21 protein-coding genes and 1 riboswitch are annotated in these 23480 nt (G+C 36.8%); of the genes, 9 read left to right on the forward strand and 12 right to left on the reverse strand.

Annotated elements, in window-relative coordinates; translation table 11 throughout:
• Nucleotides 1–139 precede the first annotated feature (139 nt).
• The 3 genes from ACLHDF_RS10365 to phaR form a co-directional block, all read right to left on the reverse strand.
• Nucleotides 140–1228, reverse strand: a complete 1089-nt coding sequence (locus tag ACLHDF_RS10365) for a class III poly(R)-hydroxyalkanoic acid synthase subunit PhaC (protein WP_013055939.1) — start codon at nt 1226–1228, stop codon at nt 140–142.
• A gap of 76 nt (nt 1229–1304) precedes the next feature.
• Nucleotides 1305–2048, reverse strand: a complete 744-nt coding sequence (locus tag ACLHDF_RS10370; RefSeq protein ID WP_013055938.1) for an acetoacetyl-CoA reductase — start codon at nt 2046–2048, stop codon at nt 1305–1307.
• 81 nt (nt 2049–2129) lie between these two features.
• The gene (gene phaR, locus ACLHDF_RS10375; protein WP_413918762.1) at nt 2130–2729 is read right to left on the reverse strand and encodes a polyhydroxyalkanoic acid synthase subunit PhaR; all 600 of its coding nucleotides are present in this window, start codon (nt 2727–2729) and stop codon (nt 2130–2132) included.
• Between the two features lie 392 nt (nt 2730–3121).
• Here phaR and phaQ point away from each other — a divergent pair, with 392 nt between their 5' ends.
• The 3 genes from phaQ to ACLHDF_RS10390 all read left to right on the forward strand — a co-directional run bounded on the left by phaQ (nt 3122) and on the right by ACLHDF_RS10390 (nt 4582).
• Nucleotides 3122–3562, forward strand: a complete 441-nt coding sequence (gene phaQ / locus ACLHDF_RS10380; protein WP_413918763.1) for a poly-beta-hydroxybutyrate-responsive repressor — start codon at nt 3122–3124, stop codon at nt 3560–3562.
• Nucleotides 3563–3730: 168 nt separating this feature from the next.
• A complete protein-coding gene (phaP, locus tag ACLHDF_RS10385) occupies nt 3731–4243 on the forward strand; it encodes a polyhydroxyalkanoic acid inclusion protein PhaP (protein WP_413918764.1) in 513 nt (170 codons plus the stop codon).
• A gap of 141 nt (nt 4244–4384) precedes the next feature.
• Nucleotides 4385–4582: an alpha/beta-type small acid-soluble spore protein gene (locus tag ACLHDF_RS10390; RefSeq protein ID WP_303530707.1), complete on the forward strand. Its 198-nt coding sequence runs from the start codon at nt 4385–4387 to the stop codon at nt 4580–4582.
• Between the two features lie 51 nt (nt 4583–4633).
• Here ACLHDF_RS10390 and sigI read toward each other — a convergent pair whose 3' ends face one another.
• The 5 genes from sigI to ACLHDF_RS10415 all read right to left on the reverse strand — a co-directional run bounded on the left by sigI (nt 4634) and on the right by ACLHDF_RS10415 (nt 13114).
• Complete coding sequence (sigI, locus tag ACLHDF_RS10395; RefSeq protein ID WP_413918765.1) at nt 4634–5344, reverse strand: RNA polymerase sigma factor SigI; 711 nt, start codon at nt 5342–5344, stop codon at nt 4634–4636.
• A gap of 369 nt (nt 5345–5713) precedes the next feature.
• Nucleotides 5714–6529, reverse strand: coding sequence for a TerC family protein (locus ACLHDF_RS10400; protein WP_413918766.1), 816 nt, complete (start codon nt 6527–6529; stop codon nt 5714–5716).
• A 97-nt stretch (nt 6530–6626) separates the two neighbouring features.
• A riboswitch (yybP-ykoY riboswitch) is annotated at nt 6627–6721 on the reverse strand.
• 75 nt (nt 6722–6796) lie between these two features.
• Complete coding sequence (locus ACLHDF_RS10405) at nt 6797–9820, reverse strand: PAS domain S-box protein (protein WP_413918767.1); 3024 nt, start codon at nt 9818–9820, stop codon at nt 6797–6799.
• A gap of 160 nt (nt 9821–9980) precedes the next feature.
• The gene (locus ACLHDF_RS10410) at nt 9981–10703 is read right to left on the reverse strand and encodes a LytR/AlgR family response regulator transcription factor (protein ID WP_413918768.1); all 723 of its coding nucleotides are present in this window, start codon (nt 10701–10703) and stop codon (nt 9981–9983) included.
• Between the two features lie 755 nt (nt 10704–11458).
• A complete protein-coding gene (locus tag ACLHDF_RS10415; RefSeq protein WP_413918769.1) occupies nt 11459–13114 on the reverse strand; it encodes an alkaline phosphatase in 1656 nt (551 codons plus the stop codon).
• A 202-nt stretch (nt 13115–13316) separates the two neighbouring features.
• Between ACLHDF_RS10415 and ACLHDF_RS10420 the strand changes: the two genes are divergently transcribed.
• Genes ACLHDF_RS10420 through ACLHDF_RS10430 form a run of 3 tightly spaced genes read left to right on the forward strand, consistent with a single transcriptional unit; the run spans nt 13317 to nt 17074 of the window.
• Nucleotides 13317–14837, forward strand: coding sequence for a spore germination protein (locus ACLHDF_RS10420; RefSeq protein ID WP_413918770.1), 1521 nt, complete (start codon nt 13317–13319; stop codon nt 14835–14837).
• A gap of 14 nt (nt 14838–14851) precedes the next feature.
• On the forward strand, nt 14852–15937 hold the full coding sequence (locus ACLHDF_RS10425; protein WP_413918771.1) for a Ger(x)C family spore germination protein: 1086 nt from the start codon (nt 14852–14854) through the stop codon (nt 15935–15937).
• Nucleotides 15938–15949: 12 nt separating this feature from the next.
• Nucleotides 15950–17074 carry a GerAB/ArcD/ProY family transporter gene (locus ACLHDF_RS10430; protein ID WP_413918772.1) on the forward strand — a complete coding sequence of 375 codons (1125 nt, stop codon included), beginning with the start codon at nt 15950–15952 and terminating at the stop codon, nt 17072–17074.
• 27 nt (nt 17075–17101) lie between these two features.
• On the opposite strand, the gene msrA is transcribed toward ACLHDF_RS10430, so the two are convergent.
• The 3 genes from msrA to ACLHDF_RS10445 form a co-directional block, all read right to left on the reverse strand.
• On the reverse strand, nt 17102–18064 hold the full coding sequence (gene msrA / locus ACLHDF_RS10435) for a peptide-methionine (S)-S-oxide reductase MsrA (RefSeq protein WP_413918773.1): 963 nt from the start codon (nt 18062–18064) through the stop codon (nt 17102–17104).
• A gap of 154 nt (nt 18065–18218) precedes the next feature.
• Entirely contained in the window at nt 18219–18647 is a 429-nt protein-coding gene (locus tag ACLHDF_RS10440; protein ID WP_413918774.1) for a MarR family winged helix-turn-helix transcriptional regulator, read from the reverse strand.
• A 202-nt stretch (nt 18648–18849) separates the two neighbouring features.
• Nucleotides 18850–19350 carry a MerR family transcriptional regulator gene (locus ACLHDF_RS10445; protein WP_413918775.1) on the reverse strand — a complete coding sequence of 167 codons (501 nt, stop codon included), beginning with the start codon at nt 19348–19350 and terminating at the stop codon, nt 18850–18852.
• A 647-nt stretch (nt 19351–19997) separates the two neighbouring features.
• Here ACLHDF_RS10445 and ACLHDF_RS10450 point away from each other — a divergent pair.
• Both ACLHDF_RS10450 and ACLHDF_RS10455 read left to right on the forward strand, forming a co-directional pair.
• The gene (locus tag ACLHDF_RS10450) at nt 19998–20312 is read left to right on the forward strand and encodes a GHKL domain-containing protein (protein ID WP_413918776.1); all 315 of its coding nucleotides are present in this window, start codon (nt 19998–20000) and stop codon (nt 20310–20312) included.
• A 296-nt stretch (nt 20313–20608) separates the two neighbouring features.
• Nucleotides 20609–21910: an NCS2 family permease gene (locus ACLHDF_RS10455; RefSeq protein ID WP_413918777.1), complete on the forward strand. Its 1302-nt coding sequence runs from the start codon at nt 20609–20611 to the stop codon at nt 21908–21910.
• Between the two features lie 30 nt (nt 21911–21940).
• On the opposite strand, the gene ACLHDF_RS10460 is transcribed toward ACLHDF_RS10455, so the two are convergent.
• A complete protein-coding gene (locus tag ACLHDF_RS10460; RefSeq protein ID WP_413918778.1) occupies nt 21941–22135 on the reverse strand; it encodes a hypothetical protein in 195 nt (64 codons plus the stop codon).
• Between the two features lie 175 nt (nt 22136–22310).
• On the opposite strand from ACLHDF_RS10460, the gene ACLHDF_RS10465 reads away from it, so the two are divergent.
• Entirely contained in the window at nt 22311–23480 is a 1170-nt protein-coding gene (locus ACLHDF_RS10465) for an MFS transporter (protein ID WP_413918779.1), read from the forward strand.

Below are 23480 nucleotides of genomic sequence, written 5' to 3' on the forward strand. Positions count from 1 at the left end.
TGACTACATTAGTATAAAAGAAGTCACCTCACTTGTCATTAGATATCATAAATCCCGTCAGCTGGCATAAAGAAACGTCATTCAACATTGTCTAATTACACAAAAAGACTTCTTCTCATATTGAGAAGAAGTCTTTATTTTATTTAGAACGTTTTTCTAGCCAATCGCCGATTGAAGGATATGTTTCCTTCACTGCTTTTGGACCAAATACAACAGATACGTGGCCTGTTTGCAGTAATTTATATTCTTTATCTTCACTCGAAACAGCGTCCATTAAAGCCGCCACTTGATGAGGCATCGCAATATGATCACGGCTAGCAGCAATGTTTAAAATATTAGCTTTAATATTTTTTAAATCTACTTTGCGGCCGCGAACTTCAAGTTCACCATTGATTAATTTATTTTGTTGATAGAAGTCACGAATCCACTGACGATAAGCTTCACCAGCAAATGGAATTCCGTCAGCAACCCACTTTTGCATTAGCTTCCAACTTTCAACAAAACGCTGATTTTCCGAACGGTCGACCAACGTTACATACGGACCGTAAAAATTCGTAATTGGCTTTAACATCTTGTTTCCAAAGTCAATCATCTCTGGAGGAATGTTTCCGAATGTATCCACTGCTTTATCTAAATTAAAGTAGCGATCGTCTAAAAATGCTCCGTATAAACCTGTATCTGAGAAGTCAAATGGACTTGTCATAAAAATTAAGTTTTTAATCGGTAAATCTTCATTTAACGCAGCAAAAATAGATGTCATAGTTCCGCCCATGCAGTAACCAAGAACAGATAAATCAGGAGATTTCGAAGTGCGCAGCACCTTTTTCGCCGCTTTTGGAATATAATCCACAATATAATCATCTAGCTTCATATTGCTATCTTCAAGGCCAGGAGTTCCCCAGTCAAGCAAATACACATCAAAACCACGGTTTAATAAGTATTCAACAAGGCTGTTTCCAGGTGTTAAATCTAAAATATACGGTTTATTGATCAGTGCATATACGAGTAAGATTGGTGTTTTATGAAGGTTATCTTTTACTGGCGTATAGCGATATAATTTCGCTTTATTCTTTTTCCAAATAACCTCTTTTGGTGTTAATCCAACTTCCGGTTCTGCTTCTGTTGTCATAATTTCATATGCACGCTTAAAACGTCTTGCAGAACTTTTATATTCACTTGGCATTGATTTGATTAATTTTTCCCACTCTTGCACGTAAGGAATTGCCACGAATATACACACCCTTTCATTTCATTAGTAGTTAGTTAACAAGCACAGCCCCGACAAAAGTCAGGGCCAGCATCTATTACATGTATAAGCCGCCGTTAATGTTTAACTGTTGTCCTGTAATGTACGCACCGTCTTTTGCTAAGTAAACAACTCCGCGTGCAATTTCTTCAGCATGGCCTAAGCGACGAGTTGGAATTTTCGCAACAATTTTTGCACGAACATCTTCAGGAATCGCCATCACCATTTCCGTTTCAATAAATCCTGGGCAAATTGCATTAACCGTTACGCCTGTCTTAGCTAGTTCAAGAGCTAATGACTTAGTGAATCCTAGCATACCTGCTTTAGCAGCTGAGTAGTTTGTTTGACCAAATCCACCCGCTTGACCAATAATTGATGAAATATTGATAACACGACCGCCTTCAGATTCTAAAAGATGCGTTAGCGCAGCTGATGTTGTGTTGTATACGCTATGTAAGTTTACATCAATTACTTTTTTCCAATCTTCTTCACCTAACTTCTTGAATGAACGGTCGCGCGTAATTCCAGCATTGTTTACTAGAATGTCTAATTGACCAAACGCAGCTTTCGTTTCTTCAATTAGGTGTTTTGCTTGATCTACATAAGACACGTCAGCTTGAACCGCAATAGCTTCTCCGCCGTTGTCTTTAATTTCTTTTACAATTGCTTCTGCAGATTCTTTACTGCTGTTATAGTTTACTGCTACTTTTACTCCATTAGAAGCAAGCTCACGTGTAATTGCTGCCCCGATACCTTTAGATCCGCCTGTTACGATTGCTACTTTACCTTGTAATGTTGTCATGAAAAATTTCCCCTTTGCTTCTTCAGCGATGATTTTTACTGTAAATACAGCAGTTAATGATGTTATAAAATCCCCGATACCTTACTTGCGAGCTGGCTGCTCTGTTTTTTGAGCATTTGATGGTTTTGCTTCAGCTTTAGCTTCTGCCTTTGGGTTTTCAGCTAATTTTTCTTGTTTTTCTAACAGCTGAGCCTGAAGCTGCTCACCTTGAGTTTTAATTTGTTTTTGAATAGTATCTTTTAACTCGTCTTGTGTTTTTTGTTGTCCTTCAAGAAGAGATAAAACTTTGTCGAGTTTTTTGTCTAACGATTTGACATCAGATTTCAGCTTAGTTACATCTTTTTTCAAAGCAGATGCACTTTCTTGCTTTGCTTCTAATTCATCAAAGCGATCGTCAAATTGCTCTTCTAACAACTCAACTTTTTCTTCCACATTGATGACTAATGACGCAACATTTGCTACATCTTCTTTTGTTGGTACATTTACTTGGTGCAGATAGCGCCCCGTTACTTCATTTACTGCCTGTTGGTATTGAAGGTTCATATTTAACACATTTCCCATGAGCTGGGAAAATTCTTCACGATTCATATTGTCCCCAATAACTTTACCCCAGTAAGATTCGGTTTTGTCATATACGTCTTTCCATGCTTGAAACGGATCAAATACTTTTTGCTGTTCCAAAACTCCATCTCCTTTCTTGTGTACGTTAAAAGTGATGGCTTTCAATATAGACACTTAATGTGACAAGCGACATATTAGAAGCTCTAAGTAAACGCAACCAATTTTGCGTTTATTTATTGGATAATGTAAATCTTTTCACAATTTACTTACCAACAAATTATAAATGTTATAAAAATTACCTACATGTACTATTATAAATTTGTTTTCCAAAATAAACAATTCTAAATCTTTGTTTATTTTTGAATTTTTTTGACGTTTTTTGTCGAAATCTTAAAAATCGTTCTTTTTTCCTGTATTTGAAAGACATATTTTAAAGTGTTGACAATTTTTTCATCTAGGTGTAAATTACACATATAGAAAACAAATTCTCTTTTTTCGAAGGGGTGATTACCTTGGGATCAAGTGAAAAAGATAACACCTCTAATTCAAACAACTTAGAAAAATCGATTAGCGGTGCACCAAAAAACTTCATGGTTCCTTTTCTTCTTTTAAGTTTAAGAGGTTGGAATCTACATGGTTATAAGCTCATTCAGCAACTAATGAGCTTTGGATTCACATCTGTTGATCAAGGAAATGTCTACCGCACGCTGAGACAGCTTGAAAAAGACAACTTGATTACATCGCAATGGGATACATCAGCTGAAGGACCTGCACGCCGGATTTATTCATTAACAGATGCCGGTGAACAATATTTAAGCATGTGGGCTAATTCACTTGAACAGTATCAAAACATGTTAGATTCATTTTTTCACATGTATACCGACATGTTGTTCCCTTTTAGCTCTTCTTCTTCTAAAAAGTCAAAAGAATCAAAAGAGGAAGAAAACGATTAAAGGGATTCACGCAGCACACCTGCGTTTCCTAATATAATGTTAAATTTCACGGTCAATCAGCGAGCGCGGAATGTTAGGTCTTTTACACAACTACGAATTTCTTCTTTAACGTTTTGTTCATTACGATAACTGTTCGCCAGACCAAATTATTCAAGGAGGAATTTGATTATGTCAACAGTAAAGTATGATACAGTAATTGATGCAATGTGGGAGCAATGGACAAAGGGGTTACAAAACATTGCAGAGGGAAACAAACAAATTGAGCAATGGACGTTAAAAGCACTTGAGCAACAGCAAGAGTTTGTAACAAAAGCAGTTGAACAACTTCAAGCAACAGATAAACAATGGAAAGCTGAATTAGAAGAGCTTCAACAAAAAACTGTTGAAAACTTACGCAAAACAGCTGGTAACGCTGTTGCCGATTCTTATGAAGAATGGACAAACCGCACGCATGAAGCATTAAATAAATTACAAGAGCTTTCTCTTAACCAAAGCAAATCAAGCTATTCTCTAGTAAAGCAAGCTCAAGAACAATATCATCAAGTAGTAACACAATTAGTAGAAGAGCAAAAGAAAACGCGCCAAGAATTCCAACACGTATCTGATGCATACGTAGAGCAAGTAAAATCTCTTCAAAAGTCATTTGCTCAGTCTCTTGAGCAATATGCAGTTGTAAAATAATATAAAAAAGCCCAGCTTTCAAAGAAGCTGGGCTTTTTTATACTTTCTTGCAAACCATTACCAGTATGCAAAATGGTTAACAACAAATAATACAGGTACAGCAGTGAACTGCTGTACAACTAAAAAAGGAGATGACTAATTATGGCTAGAACAAATAAATTATTAATACCAGGCGTAGAACAATTTTTAGATCAATATAAATATGAAATCGCTCAAGAGTTTGGGGTAACTCTAGGTTCTGACACTGCTGCACGCAGCAACGGTTCAGTAGGCGGAGAAATCACAAAACGCTTAGTACAACAAGCTCAAGCTCACTTAAGCGGCAGCACACAAAAATAAAACACAATTTCATAACATGGCTAAAAAAGGCACCTCGTGTGCCTTTTTTTCTTACATAATATAGTCTTTTAAGTATACGTAGTCCCCAGCCAATATAATAACCATCGCGATGATATATTTCCGGTTTCTTTCAATTGTTTTTCTGCTTACTTTGACATGTTTTTCAATCAAGCGAATAGGAAGCTGTCGCTTCAAAAACAGCTTATCTTTTAATTCTTTTTCATTGACGATAAAAGATGCAACTTCTACCGCATTTCCCCTTGCATCTTTATGTTTAGGAGACGTATTAATAATGTCTTCAAGAGTTAATTCAAACAATTTTAGCGTCTGAGAAAAATAAGTCATTTCCTCTTGAATATGTGATGTTTCGCTTTGCCTCTTATAGTTAGAAAGCGATATATCCCTTTCTACCTTACCTTGAATAAAACCTTCATTTTCAATTCGGCTATAGAGCAGCGTTTGATTTCGCTTTTCTTTTCGAATATAGTCAATTACTCTTCTTTTGATAATAAGTTCCGCAAATGCAAGCAGAGATCGTCCTTTTTGGATCGTATAATTTTCAATGGCTTCATTAAACGCAATTAGACCAATGCTAAATTCATCGTCAGCTTCACTTATATAACGTTTACATACAGCTGAAACAACTTTAGCAATAAACGGTTTATATTGTTGAATCATCTCATTATGTAATTGTTTATCCCCTTGCTGAATCGTCAGTACAAGCGTTTCAAGCGATGGAGGCGTTTGAACTTTTGTGAGCATTGGCTTCACCTCTTTTACTATACTCAGTTGCTTTATACCATGTTAATATCCATTCTTTTAATGACAAGCAGGGTTGAGAAGCCCTCTGCTCCTTTTAATTTCCCTTTATTATAACTCAAAATAGCTCAATTTTACCAATTAACATACATTTGAAATATATATTTATGAACTGAAATAAACTTCATTGAACTGAATTACTCCCCGCTCTGTTCTCTACAGAATATGAACAAAAAAGCAAAACATTCGAATATACAGTAATTAAACAATAGTTAGTTCTTTTACCCTTTCTCTAAACAATCTAAACTAGGTATTTTATCTTAATACAAAAACCGCGCCTTCAATGCGCATTGAAGGCGCGGTTTTTGTACACTATTGATTTTCAATTTTTTTCAACGATTCTTTTTCTTTCTCTGAGCCTCCAAGATCAGTTTGTTCTTTGTTTTCAGATAAAAACCAGCCTGAAGCTGCTATAGCAAGTAATACAATCCAAAATGTAATCTTCCACACTTTTGATTCAGGGAAGTGTTCATTAATAATACCTAACTCTGGATGAGCAAGAGTGTAAACTGCCAGCTTAACACCTACCCAGCCTACGATAGCAAAAGCAGCCGTTTCTAAGCCTGGGCGTGTATTTAATAGCTTGACGAACCAAGTTGCCGCAAAACGCATAATAATCAATCCCATAATTCCTCCGGCAAAGATCACCAGGAATTGTCCGCCATCGAGTCCTCCAATTTTAGGAAGATTTGTTGTTGGCAATGTAACGGCAAGAGCGACGGCAGCCAAAATCGAATCAACGGCAAAAGCAATGTCCGCTACTTCTACTTTTAAAACCGTCATCCAGAAACCTGAGCCCTTTTTCTCGTCTGCTTCTTTCACTTTTTCATGGTCGCCTTTTTTCACGTATCTCTTCACAATATGATTAATGGAAATGAACAATAAGTAAATGGCTCCTATAGCTTGAAGCTGCCATACGTCCACTAAAAATGAAATCAAAAACAGTGAACCAAATCGAAAAATAAAGGCACCGGCTAATCCGTAAAATAATGCTTTCTTGCGTTTTTCTTCAGGTAAATGTTTGACCATAATAGCCATCACGAGAGCATTATCCGCCGCCAAAATTCCTTCTAATGCAACCAGTACTAGCAATACCCATCCGTACTCTAACAAAAGCGATGCATCCATAAAAATCCCCTCTCGTTTCTTTATATAAGTTTATTTATCCTCATTACCGGAATAAAACACAAAAAGACCTTTGCCAAATATGGCAAAGGTCTTGCTAAGCATAATCATTATGCCAACAAAGCCGATGGAATATTCCATGTAATGACGACTTTGTTTCAGGTTTCCCTGACGCTACTCCCCTTTACTCCGTAAGAAGTAAATGTATTAAGTTGTTTTTATTTTACAAAAGGTCCAATGATAAGTCAATTAAAAGCTCTCTAACTTTTGTTAAGCTTTTGTTAAGCGTTTTAATACGTTTAAAAACGTTGAAATATGAATAGGCTTTGTTACGTATTCACTAAAGCCAACTAAAAAAGCTTGATCGATATCGCTTTGCATTGCGCTTGCACTGAGGGCAATTCGTGGAATATGCTTCAACTCTTTTTCCAGCTGAAGCTGTTTACATACCTCAAAACCATTCATATCAGGTAAATCAATATCAATTAAAATTATATCCGGTGAAATGGACTCGATCAGCCCGATGCCAGTTTCTCCTGTTTTGGCAACTAAGAGCTTAACGTTCTTATATGGAGAAAGAATCGATTGCATAAGCTCAATATTAGTGTCGTTATCCTCAATATACACAATCGATATCGGCATGGAAAAACCTAAAAACGTCTCTGCTGCACCTGCGTTAGCCAAAGGTTCAGGAACAGGTGAATGTACTAAGGGAAAACGAACCCAAAATGTACTGCCTTTTCCTTCTTCACTTCGCACTCCGCATGTTCCATTCATTAAGACAACAAGCTGCTTTACAAGCGCCAACCCAATACCTGTTCCGTCTTTTTCTAGTCTATTCACACGGTAGAAAGGCTCAAAAATCCGATTTAATTCCGAAGCTGGAACTCCAAAGCCTCTATCTTCAATCGAAATGGTTACGTGATGTTGATTGATGTCAGTATAGATAGTTATATCGCGATAAGCAGGTGAATATTTAATAGCATTGGTAAGCAGATTTAATAAAATTTGCTGAAACCGAAGTTCATCTACTTTAACAAAGACTTCCTGAGAAGCGTGAAAGCGGGTATAAAGTATACTATGCTTATCTTTTGCTAATGGTTTCATAATTTTAAGCGCGTCTTCAATCGCTTCTTTTACCGACACTGGTTCAAGATTAATAGCTAAATGACCCGATTCAATTTTCGATAAATCAAGCGTTTCGTTTATTAAATAAAGAAGATGATTACCTGCTTTTAAAATTTTTCGTATACGATTTAATTGTTTTTCCGTTAAATCTTTTTCTCCTTGCTCTTCCAATATCTGCGCATAACCTAAAATACTGTTTAAAGGAGTACGAAGTTCATGGCTTACTTTTGATAAAAACTCAGACTTAGCTTGATTTGCCTTTTCGGCTTCTTCTTTTGCTATAATCATTTGCTGATTGGACTGAAGCAAATCTTGTTCTTGTTCCTGCTGCTTCGTAATATCATAAAATGTCACAACTACGCCTTTATAATATTTGCTTTCTTGAAGAGGTTCAGCGTTCACCGAAAGCCAAGTCAATTTTTTCTCATTTAAATAAATACCCATGACTGTATTTCGCACAGGCTCTTTTGTATGAAGACACCTGACCGACGGAATGTCTTCTAATGCAAAAGGCGTGCCGTCAGCATGAATAATTTCCCAGTCTAAACCAAACGGATTAACCGACAGAATTTCATCGTAAGCCACATTCAGGATTTTAGCAGCGTACGCATTAGCAGCAATTAAATTTCCTTCAAGGTCATGAAATACAACCCCTTCTGACATCGTAGATAGAACGGAGCGATACATGCTTTCACTTTTGGCCAGCTTTTCTCGCGCTTCGTGAAGATCTGTAATATCTACCATAGAACCAATAACTTCTTTTACTTTGCCATCGTAAATATGAGGCGTTAACTTTGTATAGTAAGCAAAATTATTCAAAATCCCTTCATATGACACTTTCTCTCCTGCCCATGCTTTATCATAATAAACTTTACTTTTTTCCGCATGGCATTCAGGTAAAAACTCATCAAGGGTTTTGCCGACCACGTCCATTTCCTCATATCCCATTTGACTAACCATGTTACCTTCACACATCGTATGAATATACCCGTTACCGCTTTTCACAAATTTAAAAATAGCGCCATCTTGCTGTGAAAGCGTGCGTTTTAAATCTTTTTGTAAATCTATAAGCTGCTGTTGAGCCATTTTTCGATCTGTCACATCTTTAGCAATGACGTAACTGCCTTTAATTTGATCATGGACAATAATGGGCATTTGCGTTACTTCAACGTATACAGGCTGATTATCCTTACGAATTAGCGTTGCCTCATAATAAACAGAGTTTCCGTTCAGGGATTTCCACATATATTCTTCAGCTTTTTCAGCTTCTCTGAACATATGAGAAAATGGAATCTTTTCCATTTGATTTAACGTGTATCCAGTTAGTTCCGTTCCTTTTGGATTAATCGTTTGAATATTGCCGTACAAATCAACCGCACACACAATGTTGGGGTTGTAGTTAAAAAGAGATTGATAATACTCTTCTTTTAATTGACTGTCTCTCACTTCTTCCTGACGTTTAAAAGCAGCAACAAGCAAGAAGACAATGAGTAGCGTAATCGTGATACTTGCAATAATATTGGAAAACGGTGCTTGATACGGCAGCCACTGGCCCCATTTTCTAGCAACCGAATGTGCAATATGCAGCTTCATTCCACACATACTAATGAAGTGCATAACTGAAATACCAATACCTAGCAAAATAGAACTGACAAGTTTAAGAAAGGGATTAGCTTTGACGCTTTTCGAACGAAAAAACAAGTGCATAGCATAAAATGCAACGAACAGAGCAACGATAATAGAAAGCAAAACAGATAGCAAGACATAATGAATGTGCGCTTCTGTTTCAATTGCCGCCATTGCAATATAATGTGTACCGAGAATACTGCTTCCCAGAATAAGTCCTGACCATACCGACGTACCCCATTTCCAAAATGTCCAAAACGCACCTAGTGATCCGCTAATCGCTATTATTAAAGCAAGGACAGAAAGTACAACATCAAAATGAAAGCTAACAGGAACATAATAAGCAAGCATCGCAATATAATGCATCGCCCACACTCCAAGCCCCATTGAAGCCGCTGACAGTGTAAGCCACAAATAATTGTTCCGCTGTTTGTTTATCATTTTGCTCATAATATCAAGTGCTGTATAAGAGGCAAGAATCCCTACAATAACAGCCAGAAATACCGTAAATTCATTATAGTGACCAGTAATTGAAATCATTTTCTTTCCTTTCAATTCAACTTTACTTTCTCTATCTAACTTTCCTCACAAGAACTATATGGATATCAGTCATTCCCAAAGCAGACATATAAAATAGACGAAACTCACACAAGCTTCGTCCTTTTATCAACATGATTATTTTTAGAAGCAGCAGCATCTCTTAATTCGTCATTAACTGATGCAGCTGTTTTTGAACGTCTTGAATTTTTAATTTTGAAATGTGAGCATATTCCTCAATTTCTAAGAAATAAACAAGATATGTCTCATTTTTTGGCGTAATGTGCGAAACCTTTTGTAAATTTACAATATAAGACCTATGTGTTTGACTAAACACAGAAGGATTCAAATACATATAGATATCACTAATATTTTCATACGTTTCATAGACACGTGATTGAGTATAGATTAAACATTTTTTCCCAGATTTTTCAATAAAAATAATTTGATCAATTGGAATGTAATAAGTAGATCCATTAAATTTTACAGGCAGTCTTTTTAATTGATTTTTCTCATTTCCAATGGAGTTTTTGGCCCGCTCTAGCGCCATATAAAGCCTTGTTTTCTCAATCGGTTTTACAATGTAGTCCAGTGCCGACAGTTCAAACGCCTTCACAGCAAATTGATCATAGCCGGTGATAAAAATGAACTTTAAATTTGGCTTAATGCGCAGGCACTTCTTTATAGCATCTACGCCGTTAACTGTAGGCATATTAATGTCTACGAGCAAAAGATCTGGGCTCTTAGCCATCACTTCTTGTACAAGCTGCTCTCCGTCTTTACAAGTTCCAATAACTTCAAATTCCGGAAGCTGTTCTATAAAATAATCTAAAATTTCAACCGAATCTTCATTATCATCGGCAATAATTAAGTTAATTTTGTTCATCCTGACTCCCCCTAGGATACAATGTTAAAGTATTGTACGAACTATTGCCCATTTTGTTTTATGCATGTCTACACATAATTATAGTGTTTTTATTTTGAGAGGAATGATCTACACGGATGCTAACCGTTAATGAAACGTATAACGATTGTTCATGGGGAATATTGCAATAATTGTAGGCTTTCTAGAAGAAGAAATAAAAACCGTTTATCTATTGTCATTTATTTTCCTAACAATGATTTAATACCCTTTTTATAACCTGTAAATCAGCATGCCAAAAATCTTTATTCGAAATTTCCAATAAAGGTGACACGATCTTCTTTTCAATCATTTTATCTTCTCTTACTATTAAAACATGTTCTGCGTTCTTTCTCCCGTACTTTTATTGTTTTTTTTACTTTTCATTCAAGGTAATTAATTACATATTATCCTTAATAACCATGTATTTATGATTTCACCATAATAATTTAGGTATTTTTTATTCATTTTATTATAAAAATTTTAGCATACAACGTTATGAACTTACATATGTATTCCGAACTAGTTCCTTTTAAAACTATGATTATTATACTATTTCATAGTATAAATTACGTATATTTAAAGGTGCAGACTTCCATTCCTTTAAGAGTTCAAAGCTATTTATTTGTAAAATAAATCAATTCATTGCTCTTTAAAGGTTAAATAAACCTAATTATCCATCTATTATTTGTAAAAAAACAGGCCGAAAGTGATACTTCGGCCCGTTTTAAATCGATTTCTTATTTCTCATTTTTTACAATTTGCTGTGCTTGTTTCGATACAAAGAAGCGACCTTTTTTGTCTTGTACCACCACGCTGTCCATTTGAATCTCTTTTCCATTTACAACAGCAATATTTTTATTGACTGGGAAGCGTACCGTTCGCTTATTGTTTGTAACAACCAGCACGGGATTATTTTTGTCCTTTAAGTCAACCGCTACATTTGAGCCTTTAAAAGCTTTATTTGCTTCAATAAATAATTCGTCTGTTAACTCATTTAAGTTAATGTTCATTGACTTAGCCATATGTTTGGCAATATCCGTATTATCAAAGTGCCCCGTTGGTCGATTTACGCCGTATGAGTATAAAAATACATCCTCACCCGTATGACCGCCTGTTGTAAATCCAAGGTTTGCTCGGTTGGCTAATAACTTTGATAGTGTAGCACTGATTTCTTTTTTATCCTTTGCTTTAGTCAGCTGCGATTCTTCCTCTGGAGTTAGATTTGATAAACCATACAAAGCAGCTACTTCTTCTTTATTTGATAAATCTTCTTTTAATTTAGACGTAGCACCTTCTAATGTCATTTTTGCTTTTTTTAATGGATCAATATAAGCGGAAACAGGTGTGGTATCGTACCCTTTGGTTGTATTGGCATTACCGATTGAAAGACCGCTGTTTCCATGATCAGCAATCGCAATAACCATCGTATTTCCATCTTTTTTAGCGAACTCTACTGCTTTGCCCACAGCTTCATCAAACGCTAACACATCGCTAATCATTCCTATTGGATCATTCGAATGAGCTGCCCAGTCTGGTTTGCTTCCTTCAACAAATAAGAAAAAACCATCTTTGTCTTTTGATAATGTCGTTATTGCTTTATTTGTCATTTGAGATAGCTTTGGCTGTTCCGCTTTTGTTTGTGGTCGATCCATATCATATGCTAAGTCTCGATCTGCGAAGCTCCCCCAGATTTTTTTAGCGTTTGACTGCTCTAATTCATTTTTATTTTCCACAAAGTCATATCCTCTTTTGTTCAATACAGTGACTAAGTTTTCACCGTCTTTTCGACTTTTATCCTCTTTTCCTGGAAGAAGAGATTGCTTGCCTCCTCCCAGCACTACATCAATGTTTTGATACACTTGCTGCTCGGCTAGCGTTTGAAAATCATCACGATTATAATTATGGGCTGAAAAACCAGCTGGTGTGGCGTGCTGGATTTCAGATGTCGCCACAATTCCTGTCGCGCGCCCTGAAAGCTTGGCTCCTTCTAGAACGTTTGCTACCGGACGAAATTGCTCCTCTTTTTCTACTGGTTTAACCCCAGGCGTATTCACTACCGAAGGCAGCACACCTACATAACCTGAATTTGATTTATTTCCTGTTGCTAAAGCAGTAGCTGCCGGAGCGGAATCTGTAATGGCAGATTCTGCCGAATACGCACGGACTCCTCCTGCCATCAGCTGATCCATATGTAACGGTTTTCCTTTGTACCACCTTGCGAGTGTAGTAGCATTTGAGCTCGTCCCGTCCATTACCATCATAATGACATTTTGGGGCTTCTTAGCTGGTTTATGCTCCACTTTTGCTTCCGTTTGAATAAGTGAATTCCCTAAACCAAACGAAGCCAAAGCTACCGCCCCTGCCAGTGTAATACCTGCTAATTTTTTTCTCATATAAATGTACCCGCTCCTTTATGTGATTGTCTTTGACATTTCTAAAGTTATCATTCAAACGTAAATCCAATGTTTATCCACTGTAAAAGAGTGTAAAGTTTGTCTTTATATTCTTCCTTTTTTCTTAAGAAAAAATAGTCGAATAAAAAGGAAGTACATGAACAAACTACCAGTAATAGAAAGTCATGCGAGGGGAACGGTTATGTTTAAACATTTATTTAAAAGAAAAAATGCAGACAATCAGCCTAAAAAATCACTGGATGAACTGATTAACCAATTTAAAAAATCAAGTGATTTTATGACATTAGCCATTGGCTCGCAGCATCGAAAATACATCATTACTTATTTTAAGCAGCTGGTCAACATGCAAAGTGTTGAAGATAAAATACTCGAGCCTTTTCAAAAACTAGACTTCACGTTAAGCAGTGTACATGAAGTCGAAAATGTTCTGCCTATTGAAGATATTTCAATTACAAAAGATACAAAGGAAATTTTAGAAAAGATGCTGCGCGGCTACGTGATGTTTCAATTGCATAAAGACGATAAGCTAGTAGCTCTTATTAAAGTTCAAAGCTTTGATACAGGATTTCGGAAAGAAAATGAAACGGAAAACGAGTTCAGCGTCGTCGGTCCTAAAATTGGTTTTGTAGAGGATTTAGATGTCAACCTCTACTTAATGAGAAAAACGGTTATTTCCGAAAACCTTATTTTTAAAGAACTTACCGTAGGAAATAAATCGAAAACGCGCGTGGTGCTTGTTTACTTAGAAGGCGTAACGAATCCTCAGCACGTAGACACTATGACGCAGCGCCTTGAAGATATAGATTTTGACGTCATTTTCGATAGTACGATGCTTGATCAATTAATTTCTGATAATTCTTCTACGGCGTTTCCGCTCTTTTTAACAACAGAACGCATTGATCGTGTCTTGTTTAGCCTGTTAAACGGGCAAGCTGCCTTCTTTTCGAGCGGTTCCCCTTACGCAGTTACGGGACCGTCAACGTTGCTTGACTTCTTTATTTCACCTGAAGACTACTATTTACCGTGGGTTCTAGGTTCATTTTTCCGAGTTATTCGTATTTTAGGCGTCTTTTTCTCTATTTTTGCTACGCCTCTTTATGTGGCTATTGTTACTTATCATTATGAGATGCTTCCAAAGGATCTGCTTGGGCCTATTATCTTTTCAAGGACAAACGTTCCTTTTCCACCTGTTATCGAAGTACTTTTTTTAGAAGTTACTATTGAACTGCTTCGAGAAGCCGGAGCCAGACTTCCAACAAAAGTAGGGCAAACACTGGGAATCGTAGGCGGGATTGTTATTGGACAAGCAACAGTAGAAGCTGCGTTAACGAGCAATATTTTACTTATTATTGTTTCACTAACAGCCTTGGCTTCTTTTACAACACCTATTTTTAAAATGTCTAACACCATCCGGTTATTACGTTTTCCGTTTATTTTGTTTGCTACTGCGTTTGGTTTAGTCGGCATCACGTTTGGCTTTTGTTTCTTGCTGGTTCACCTGCTTCGTTTAAAATCTTTGGGCATGCCTTATCTTGTTCCTATCTTTCCATTCCGCCCAAGAGAATACCGTGATACTTTTTTGAGATTGCCGTATAGTCATACAGCTAAGCGCCCAAGCTACTTGCATCCTTTAGAGCGCTTCCGCTATAACCCTAATAAAGCGAATAAGGCTAAAAGAAAAAGTAATTTAGATAATGAGTAAAGCGGGGAAACGTCATGAAGAGAATACTTATTTTATGCACTTGCCTTACTTTCTTAACGAGCTGTGCAGACCGTGAAACAATTGACGAAATTCAAGTAGTCAACTCCATAGGATATGATTATATTCCTCAAAGTAATAAAGTCAGAGGAACCATTTTATACCCTATCTATAAGTACGGCCCAACGGAAGAACCAAGTATTATTGCGGCTACTGCTAATTCATCATTTGATATTCCACTTCTTTTAAACAATAAATCATCTCTCCCAATCGCTTTTGGGCAGCTAAGGAGCATCGTCATGGGAAAAGAATTTGCAACACATGGCGTAAATGAATTAGTAAATACAATTGCTAGAAATCCAGACCTTGGACGTAATATTAAATTAAGCATTGTAGATGGCAACGCACATGAATTATTGAGTTCTGTTACAAAAAAGAAGATTAAAGACTATCAGTTTATTTCTAATTTGATTGAACAAAATATCCGAACAGAAAATTTGCCTAACACCAATTTACAAATTTTTTTATTCAGTTTTTTTAGTGACGACCGCGACCCGTATTTGCCTGTTTTAGCGCAGCAAAAAGATGCCATCAAATTAAAGGGCCTAGCGCTGTTTAAAGACCAAAAAGTCGTTACAACCATCGGAATGAAAGAAACATTTTTATTTAAGCTGCTAACAAGCGGAACAAAGCACGGCCGCTACTCTGTAAAAATTAAAGAAAATGGCCGTGAAAGCGAAATCGTTCTACAAAACTTGCGCACTAAAACAAAGTATGAAATTAAAGGAAATCATCAAAATCCAAGTATCGTCGCGCACTTAACTATCGATGGCCTTGTAAGAGAGTTTCCTGGATGGGTGGATTTAACAGACCCGGCTCGTATTAAAATGGTTGAAAAAACGCTCCAAAAAGACATTGAAAAAGATGGAGACGCATTTATTAAGAAACTTCAAAAGCATAAAGTCGATCCCATTTGTTTTACAGATTATGTTCGAAGTAAAACACGCGGGTTTAACAGTGAAGAATTCAAAGCCCAATATCCGGATATGAATATTGAAGTAAAAGCTCGTGTTCATCTTATTCAAACCGGGATTAGCAACTAGGAGGAAGAAAAGATGCATAATACAATTAAAGAAGAAAATCAAGTTTCCCCTTCTTTTCTTTTTTTTCTAGTGCATTCTACGCAGATTGGCGTTGGGATACTAGGATTTCAGCGTCTTATTATTAAAGGAGCTGGTTATGAAGCTTGGATATCCATTATTCTTGCTGCAATTAGCATCTGTATTTTATTAGCGATGGTTTTTAATATATTAGTCCGTGAAAACAGCGATATTATCGATATTCACCGGTTGTATTTTGGTAAATACCTTGGAGGAGCTTTAACTCTTGCGGCGTCAGTTTATTACTTCATCTTTGCGTTAACAATTTACCGAACGTACGTAGAGATTTTACAAATATGGATGTTTCCACAGCTTGAAACATGGGTTGTATCACTTGTTTACTTACCTATTATATACTATACAGTTTCCGGTGGATTTCGTGTAATTACTGGAATTGCTTTCTTTGGGGTCATGCTTCCCTTGCCGCTCGCACTTGCCTTGATTTACCCGTTAAAGTATGGGCACATTAATAATTTATTTCCCTTGTTTGATCACACGATATGGGAATTTTTGATTTCGACTAAAGTGATGACCTTTGAGAATTTAGGATTTGAATCCGTGCTTTTTTTCTATCCTTTTATAAAAAATGGCGCTACTAGCCAAAAATGGGGGCAGCTTGGCGTTTTGTTTAGCACTTTTTTATATTTGTGCACAGCATTAGTGTCATTTGCCTACTTTAGCCAGGGACAGTTAATGCATACGATCTGGCCGACTTTAACGATGGCCAAAATTATTGAAATTCCATTTTTACAGCGTTTTGAATATATTTTAATTGCTCTGTGGCTTATAGTTGTCCTTCCTACGATTGCTGTCAGCGTATGGTGTACAATTCGTGGATTTAGTAAAACATTTAATAAGCCACCTACAATTTTTCTCATATTAGTTCTCATTGCCCTTCTTGGTTTTTCTATTTTCTTTGATGATCGAGAAACCATCGATCAGCTTAATACAAGATTATCCATAACCGGCTTTTACTTTATTTATGGCTACATTCCTTTCCTTTTTCTCTATAGTCTAATTCGATCAAAAATAAAACAAAAGAAAACACAAAAAGAAGAGCGTGAGCCAACTTTAAGTTGAATCACACTCTTCTTTTTTCATACTATCTTATTTGTTAAATAAAACAGCGTATTCCCCGTATCCTTCTTTTTCTAAATCTTCCTTTGGAACAAAGCGAAGAGCCGCTGAGTTGATGCAGTAGCGCAGGCCGCCTGCATCTTGCGGACCATCATCAAATAAATGACCTAAATGAGAGTTAGCCGTTTTGCTTCGTACTTCTGTGCGAACCATATTGTGACTAACGTCCATATTTTCTTTTACTTCATCTTTATTAATCGCTTTTGTGAAAGATGGCCATCCACATCCGGCATCATATTTATCAGTTGAACTAAACAATGGCTCTCCCGATACAACATCTACATAAATACCCTCTTCTGTATGATCCCAAAATTCATTGCGAAACGGCGGTTCCGTTGCATCATTTTGAGTCACTTCATATTGAATAGGCGTTAAGGTCGCTTTCAGCTGCTCGTCGCGTCCGAAGTCTTTCCAGTTTTCTTTAATGAAACGATCACGTCCAGACCCGCGTCGATACATGGCATAGCGGAATTTATTTTTCTTGTAGTAACCTTGATGATATTCTTCCGCTTCATAAAACGGTTTTGCGGGTAAAATTTGTGTAGCAATTGGCTCAGCGAAGCGACCGCTTGCTTCTAATTGGCGTTTGGATTCTTCAGCTAGCTCCTTTTGATGTTCATTGTGATAAAAGATAGCTGTCCGATACGAGTCGCCTCGATCGGCAAATTGTCCACCTGCATCCGTGGGATCGATTTGTGGCCAGTATAGTTCTAAAAGCTTTTCATATGGAAAAACTTCTGGATCAAATGTAATTTGGACCGCTTCATAGTGGCCCGTTGTTTCTGAACATACTTCTTTGTACGTCGGGTTCTCTTTGTGACCGCCTGTATAGCCAGATACAACTTTTATAATCCCTAGCTGTTCATCAAATGGCTTCACCATACACCAAAAACAGCCTCCGGCAAAAGTTGCTACTTCATATTTTTCTGTCAAAAAGATGACCTCCTTCATGTGTTCTTTCTATTATTATACGCTGATTTTATGTTCTCACCAACTAACTTGCTCTTTGTCCTCTTTGCATTTTAAGACAAAAAAATAATCAGCAAAGCCAATGTTCACTGATTATTTTTTTCACATTTAAAGCGCTTTATTTTTTATTATCTTTAATTTTGTGGAACAGTTTATTTACCGTTTCAATTTCTTTATCTGTAAAATGCTCAAAACGCTCCAGAAAATACGCTCGTTTTTTTTCTTGAATCACATTAAAAATATCTTGCCCTTCCTTGGTCAGTTCAATATCAATAATACGTCGATCGCTTTCAGACCTTTTACGTATAATGTAGCCTTTTGACAACAGCAAGTCGGTTACTGCAGTAATGTGGCTTGCTGACACTTGAAGGTACTTTGATAAATCAGTTGATCGCTGTCTGCCTGAATCAACCAGCATACGAAGCACCATAAATTCATTTGTTGATAGCTCTGAATTGTATACTTCATTAATCTCTTGGCGAAGCTGTCTGAACACAAAGCGAAACAGCGTCTCCATTTCTTGAACGAGCTCTTCTCTTTTTTTCACTTGTCACTCTCCTTTTCGTTATCACATGATAACGAATATGTATTTATGAAAGTATTTTACTTTCTTAACTTAATTAGTTTTATCAAATTACTAAGCGTTTCGTCAACCATTATTGAGATTTTTTTCCACAAATCTGTACAAATTGATGTATTTTTCATAAAATTCCATAAAAAAAGCAATTTACCCTTATGGTAAATTGCTGCTAATAACTAAAAATACCGGTTAAAAAGCTTCTCCATCTTGGAACAGGCTTTTTGGCTTTTAAGCTATCTTCGTTTTTTAACTGACTTTCAAGTTCAACTACTCGATTTTCTAATTTCGTAATTACTTTATTTAATCGATCAATTTCTGAGCGATGCTCTAAAATTTGAAATGTCACTACTTCTCCCGCTTTTTCTTCCGTACGCTTTTCGTTTTCAATGAGTCTCAAAAAAAGCTGATCAAGCTGCTTTTGCATGTCTTGCGCACGTTCATCAGATATAACAACTTCCTCTTTCTTTACTACTTTTTCTACCACTTTGACAACGGCTTGACGATTGCGTTTTTTTTGAAAGCTCTTAAGTGCCTCAATATTTTCTTCTGAAAACTCACAGTGTCCCGATTCATTTCTTTCTAACTCGATATCCGCCATCTTAACCCATTTTAATACCGTACTTGGATGTATTCCCAGCGACCTTGCCACATCTACTGTTTTCATCGTCATGCTCCATCCCTCCATTTTTTTCATTTACTAGCCATTTCGAGAGAAACCTTTAAATCCCTTCATACGTGACAAAACTAGTATGAATTCGTCAAAGAAAGCGGACGTTCAACAAATGAAGAAAATGCTGTCATTATTCCTTAGAAAAACTCGTACAATCCTTCTACCAAAAGCAGCCGGGCTTTGAAAGTTCATCAGCGCTTGGATATTCCCCAACACAAAATATTCTCTATATAACCATTTTATGTATTTTCCCCCTTTTACTCACTTTAAAACATAGCTCCTTGTAGCGGTATGAAGGATACCCACATCTGACGTACATCCCTGCTTTGGAGACATCAGTTTTATGAGGTGCTTTACATACTTTTTATAGAATGAGGAATCTCTTCTATTATAATAGGCTGCAATTATCTCACTCTCCGTTCTTTCTACATTCTCTTTCACATTCTATTTTCCTACAAAAAAGACCGCTTTTCAGCAGTCTTTTACCCTTTACCAAGCACCCAGCGGCTTTTGGTAAACATCGTATAACCAATCGCAAATAAAACAGCCGTACAAATCGACAAGCTTCCTATATTCAAGGTGAATATTCTCACGTTGCTTCTGTTGTGCATCAAAGTAAGAATCAAGCACATTCATGGGGAATACATATGAATATTCACTTAGATTCCCCTTTATTGCAGCTACCGTTAAAGCACCTTGATCAAATGAATCTCATCATGAATTTACTGCATAATGCTTTAGAAGCCGCTCATTCTTCCGAAAAGAAGAAAGTAACGGTTTCAAGCATGATTCGAAGTGGCATTTACATTTTAGAAATCAGCAATTCTACTGCTCTCCTTTGTCAAGGGAGCGTCAAGATCATTTGTTTACTTCTTTTCATGTTACAGAAAAGCAAGAACGTCACGAAGGCCTTGGCACGTGGATTATTTCTGAACTTGTTTCCAAATACCATGGGCGCTTAGAATATACCTATCAGGATTTAACTCTTTCCATTAAAATAAAATTTCCGATAGTTGTTTCGTCAAAGCAAGCAACATAGCCGCTGTAGCCTAAGCGGCTTTTTTTCGTATGAGCCTCTTCTATACGTACACACTATAAAAAGCACCGAAAAAAAGAAATATTTCACACTCGCTTTAGCTCTTTTATCATCACTTTTTTAGTTTTTGATTTTTTATATGCAAATCTATTGCATTTAAAGCAAAAAACGAATATTATATATCATGTTGCTTTTAATGTTCGTTATTTTTGGAGGTTACTTATGTTTAAGTTAAAAGAATATAACACGGATGCTAAAACGGAGATTTTAGCTGGTATTACAACGTTTTTAACAATGATTTATATTGTAATTGTGAACCCAGTTATTTTGTCCAGCGCCGGTGTTCCTTTTGATCAAGTATTTACAGCTACTATTATTTCAGCAGTCGTAGCTACATTATGGATGGCTCTTGCAGCTAACTATCCAATCGCTATCGCTCCCGGCATGGGAATGAACGCATACTTTGCTGCTTTAGTTGTTGGTTCAAATGGAAGTATCGATTATGCTACTGCTTTTTCAGCTGTATTTGTAGCGGGTATTATCTTTATCATCCTATCGTTAACATCGTTTCGTGAAAAATTAATTGAAGCTATTCCAAACAATTTAAAGCACGCGATTAGTGCTGGTATCGGTTTATTTATTGCTTTTATCGGTCTTCGTTCAGCTGGTATTATCGTTGCGAATAAATCAAATTTAATTGGACTTGGTGATTTGCAGTCAGAAAAAGTAGTTTTAACACTGATTGGACTTGCGATTACAATCATTTTATATACACTAAATGTAAACGGCGCTTTATTCTTCGGTATGATTATTACAGGATTAATTGCGTTCTTTAGAGGACAGCTTTCATTTGATAAAGGTCTATTTGCTGCTCCTCACCTTCCAGACGGCTTAATGATTTCAAATCCTTTTGCTGCTTTTGGAGATGTTATTCATCATGATTTGTACACAGTTGTCTTTTCGTTCTTACTTGTTACAATTTTTGATACAACAGGTACAATGGTAGGAGTAGCTCAACAGGCCGGTCTTATGAAAGGTAATAAGATGCCTCGCGTGCGTCAAGCATTGCTTGCTGACTCATTTGGTACAACGATCGGAGCTTTATTTGGTACAAGTCCAACAACTGCTTACGTTGAATCTTCATCTGGGGTGGCAGCAGGCGGACGTACAGGTCTAACGGGTGTGACGGTAGCCATTTTGTTTATTGTTGCAGCGTTCTTTAGCCCGGTTGTAAGCTCGGTTTCTGGCGTAGCAGCCATTACTTCACCTGCCTTAATTATTGTTGGAAGCTTAATGATGGGTGCTGTAGCTAAAATTAATTGGAATGACTTTGATGAAGCATTCCCTGCCTTTTTAGTTGTTCTAGCAATGCCTCTTACATCAAGTATTGCAACAGGAATTGCACTTGGCTTCATTTCTTATCCGTTAATGAAGCTGGTAAAAGGGAAAAGTAAACAAGTTCATCCGCTTGTTTATGTCTTTGCTGTTTTATTTCTCTATCAGCTCATCTTTTTACCGCATTAAAAAAGCTTGGAGATCATCTCCAAGCTTTTTTTATTGAAAGTGATTGTTATTTTCTTTTGTTTGATAAAGATAATTCTCCATATAGATTTGTTCTGCATCAGAAGCATTCTTTATCCCTTCTTCTGGATCTAGCTCAATACTTCTCTTTTTAGCTATATAATCCACTAGCGCTCCAAATCCTAAAAGACCGCCTATGATTCCAGCAAATACAATCCATATTGGCAATCGCTTCACTTCCCTTTCCCTTTAATGATATCATTATTAGCAAAACAGTTAAATATTAACATACTTTCTTTACGTGTAAATAAAAAGCTTTTTACCAAATATACGTAAAAAACTTCTTTGTATTTGATATACTAAACTCATGGCATGTTCTACAGAGAAAGGGGCTTAATTGCATATGAACAAACAGCTTGGAACGTTAATGTTTGTCATTTTCATGGTATTTGTCGGCTTTGGAGTGATTATTCCAATCGTACCTGAAGTTATTCGTGCCACGGGTGCAAGCACAGTTAATTTAGGGATACTAATGGCTAGCTATTCGATCGCATCTTTTATTACTGCACCTTTTTGGGGGAAGCTTTCAGATGTAAAAGGCCGTCGCCCCATTTTACTTTGGGGGTTACTTGGCTTTAGCGCAAGCTTTTTTCTTTTTTCGGTGGCACAAAACTCTCTAAGCCTGATGTATACCTCACGCATCATCGGAGGTTTGTTTGCAGGAGCTGTTATTCCTTGCGCTTTTGCATATGCTTCTGATAGTACAGATGAAGAAAACCGCATGAGGGCAATGGGACTATTAGGAATGTCGATTGGCTTAGGCTTTATTTTTGGACCGGCATTAGGCGGTGTCCTTTCATCTTTCGGCCTGTTTGTTCCCTTCGTTATCTCTGGTATCTTGTCACTGATTATGACAGCGTTCTCATTCTTTACGTTAAAAGAATCTTTACGAAAAGAGACGGCTGATAAGGTACAGACATCCAGATGGCATGACTTCACGTCAGATTTTCAAGGAGCCATGAAGTATTTATATGTTCTTTCTTTTTTAGCAACCTTTACGCTCGCTGGATTAGAAGCTACTTTTCAATTTTTTCAAATAGCGAAAATTAATGCTACTCCTACAACAATCGGATGGATGTTTATGGCGAGTGGCTTAACTCAAGCATTGATTCAAGGCGGTGTACTGCAGCGATTTAAAAAAGGAAATGAAAAAAAACTGATGGCTATTGGCCTGCTGGTTTCAGCAATAGGATTTACGTCTATTTTGTTATCTTCCAATGCCGCTAATGCTACCTTATTTCTGTGCATATTTACAGCAGGAAATGCCCTTATTCGTCCTTGTGTTCTCTCATTAATTACGATGAGAACCAAAGTAGGATACGGCTCTGCTTCGGGGCTAACTGCTTCAATGGATAGCTTAGGGCGTATTTTTGGTCCTCTGCTTGGTGCATTTGCCTTTAAACTTAATATGACGCTGCCTTTTATTATCGGAGCGATTGTCGCTTTAGCTGCTTTACTTCTGATTCAGCGCCATACGGCCCTAGATTATTCTGAGCAAACACTTTCATCGTAA

Origin of the sequence: Priestia megaterium (assembly GCF_046599315.1) — a bacterium.
GTDB lineage: Bacteria > Bacillota > Bacilli > Bacillales > Bacillaceae_H > Priestia > Priestia megaterium_F.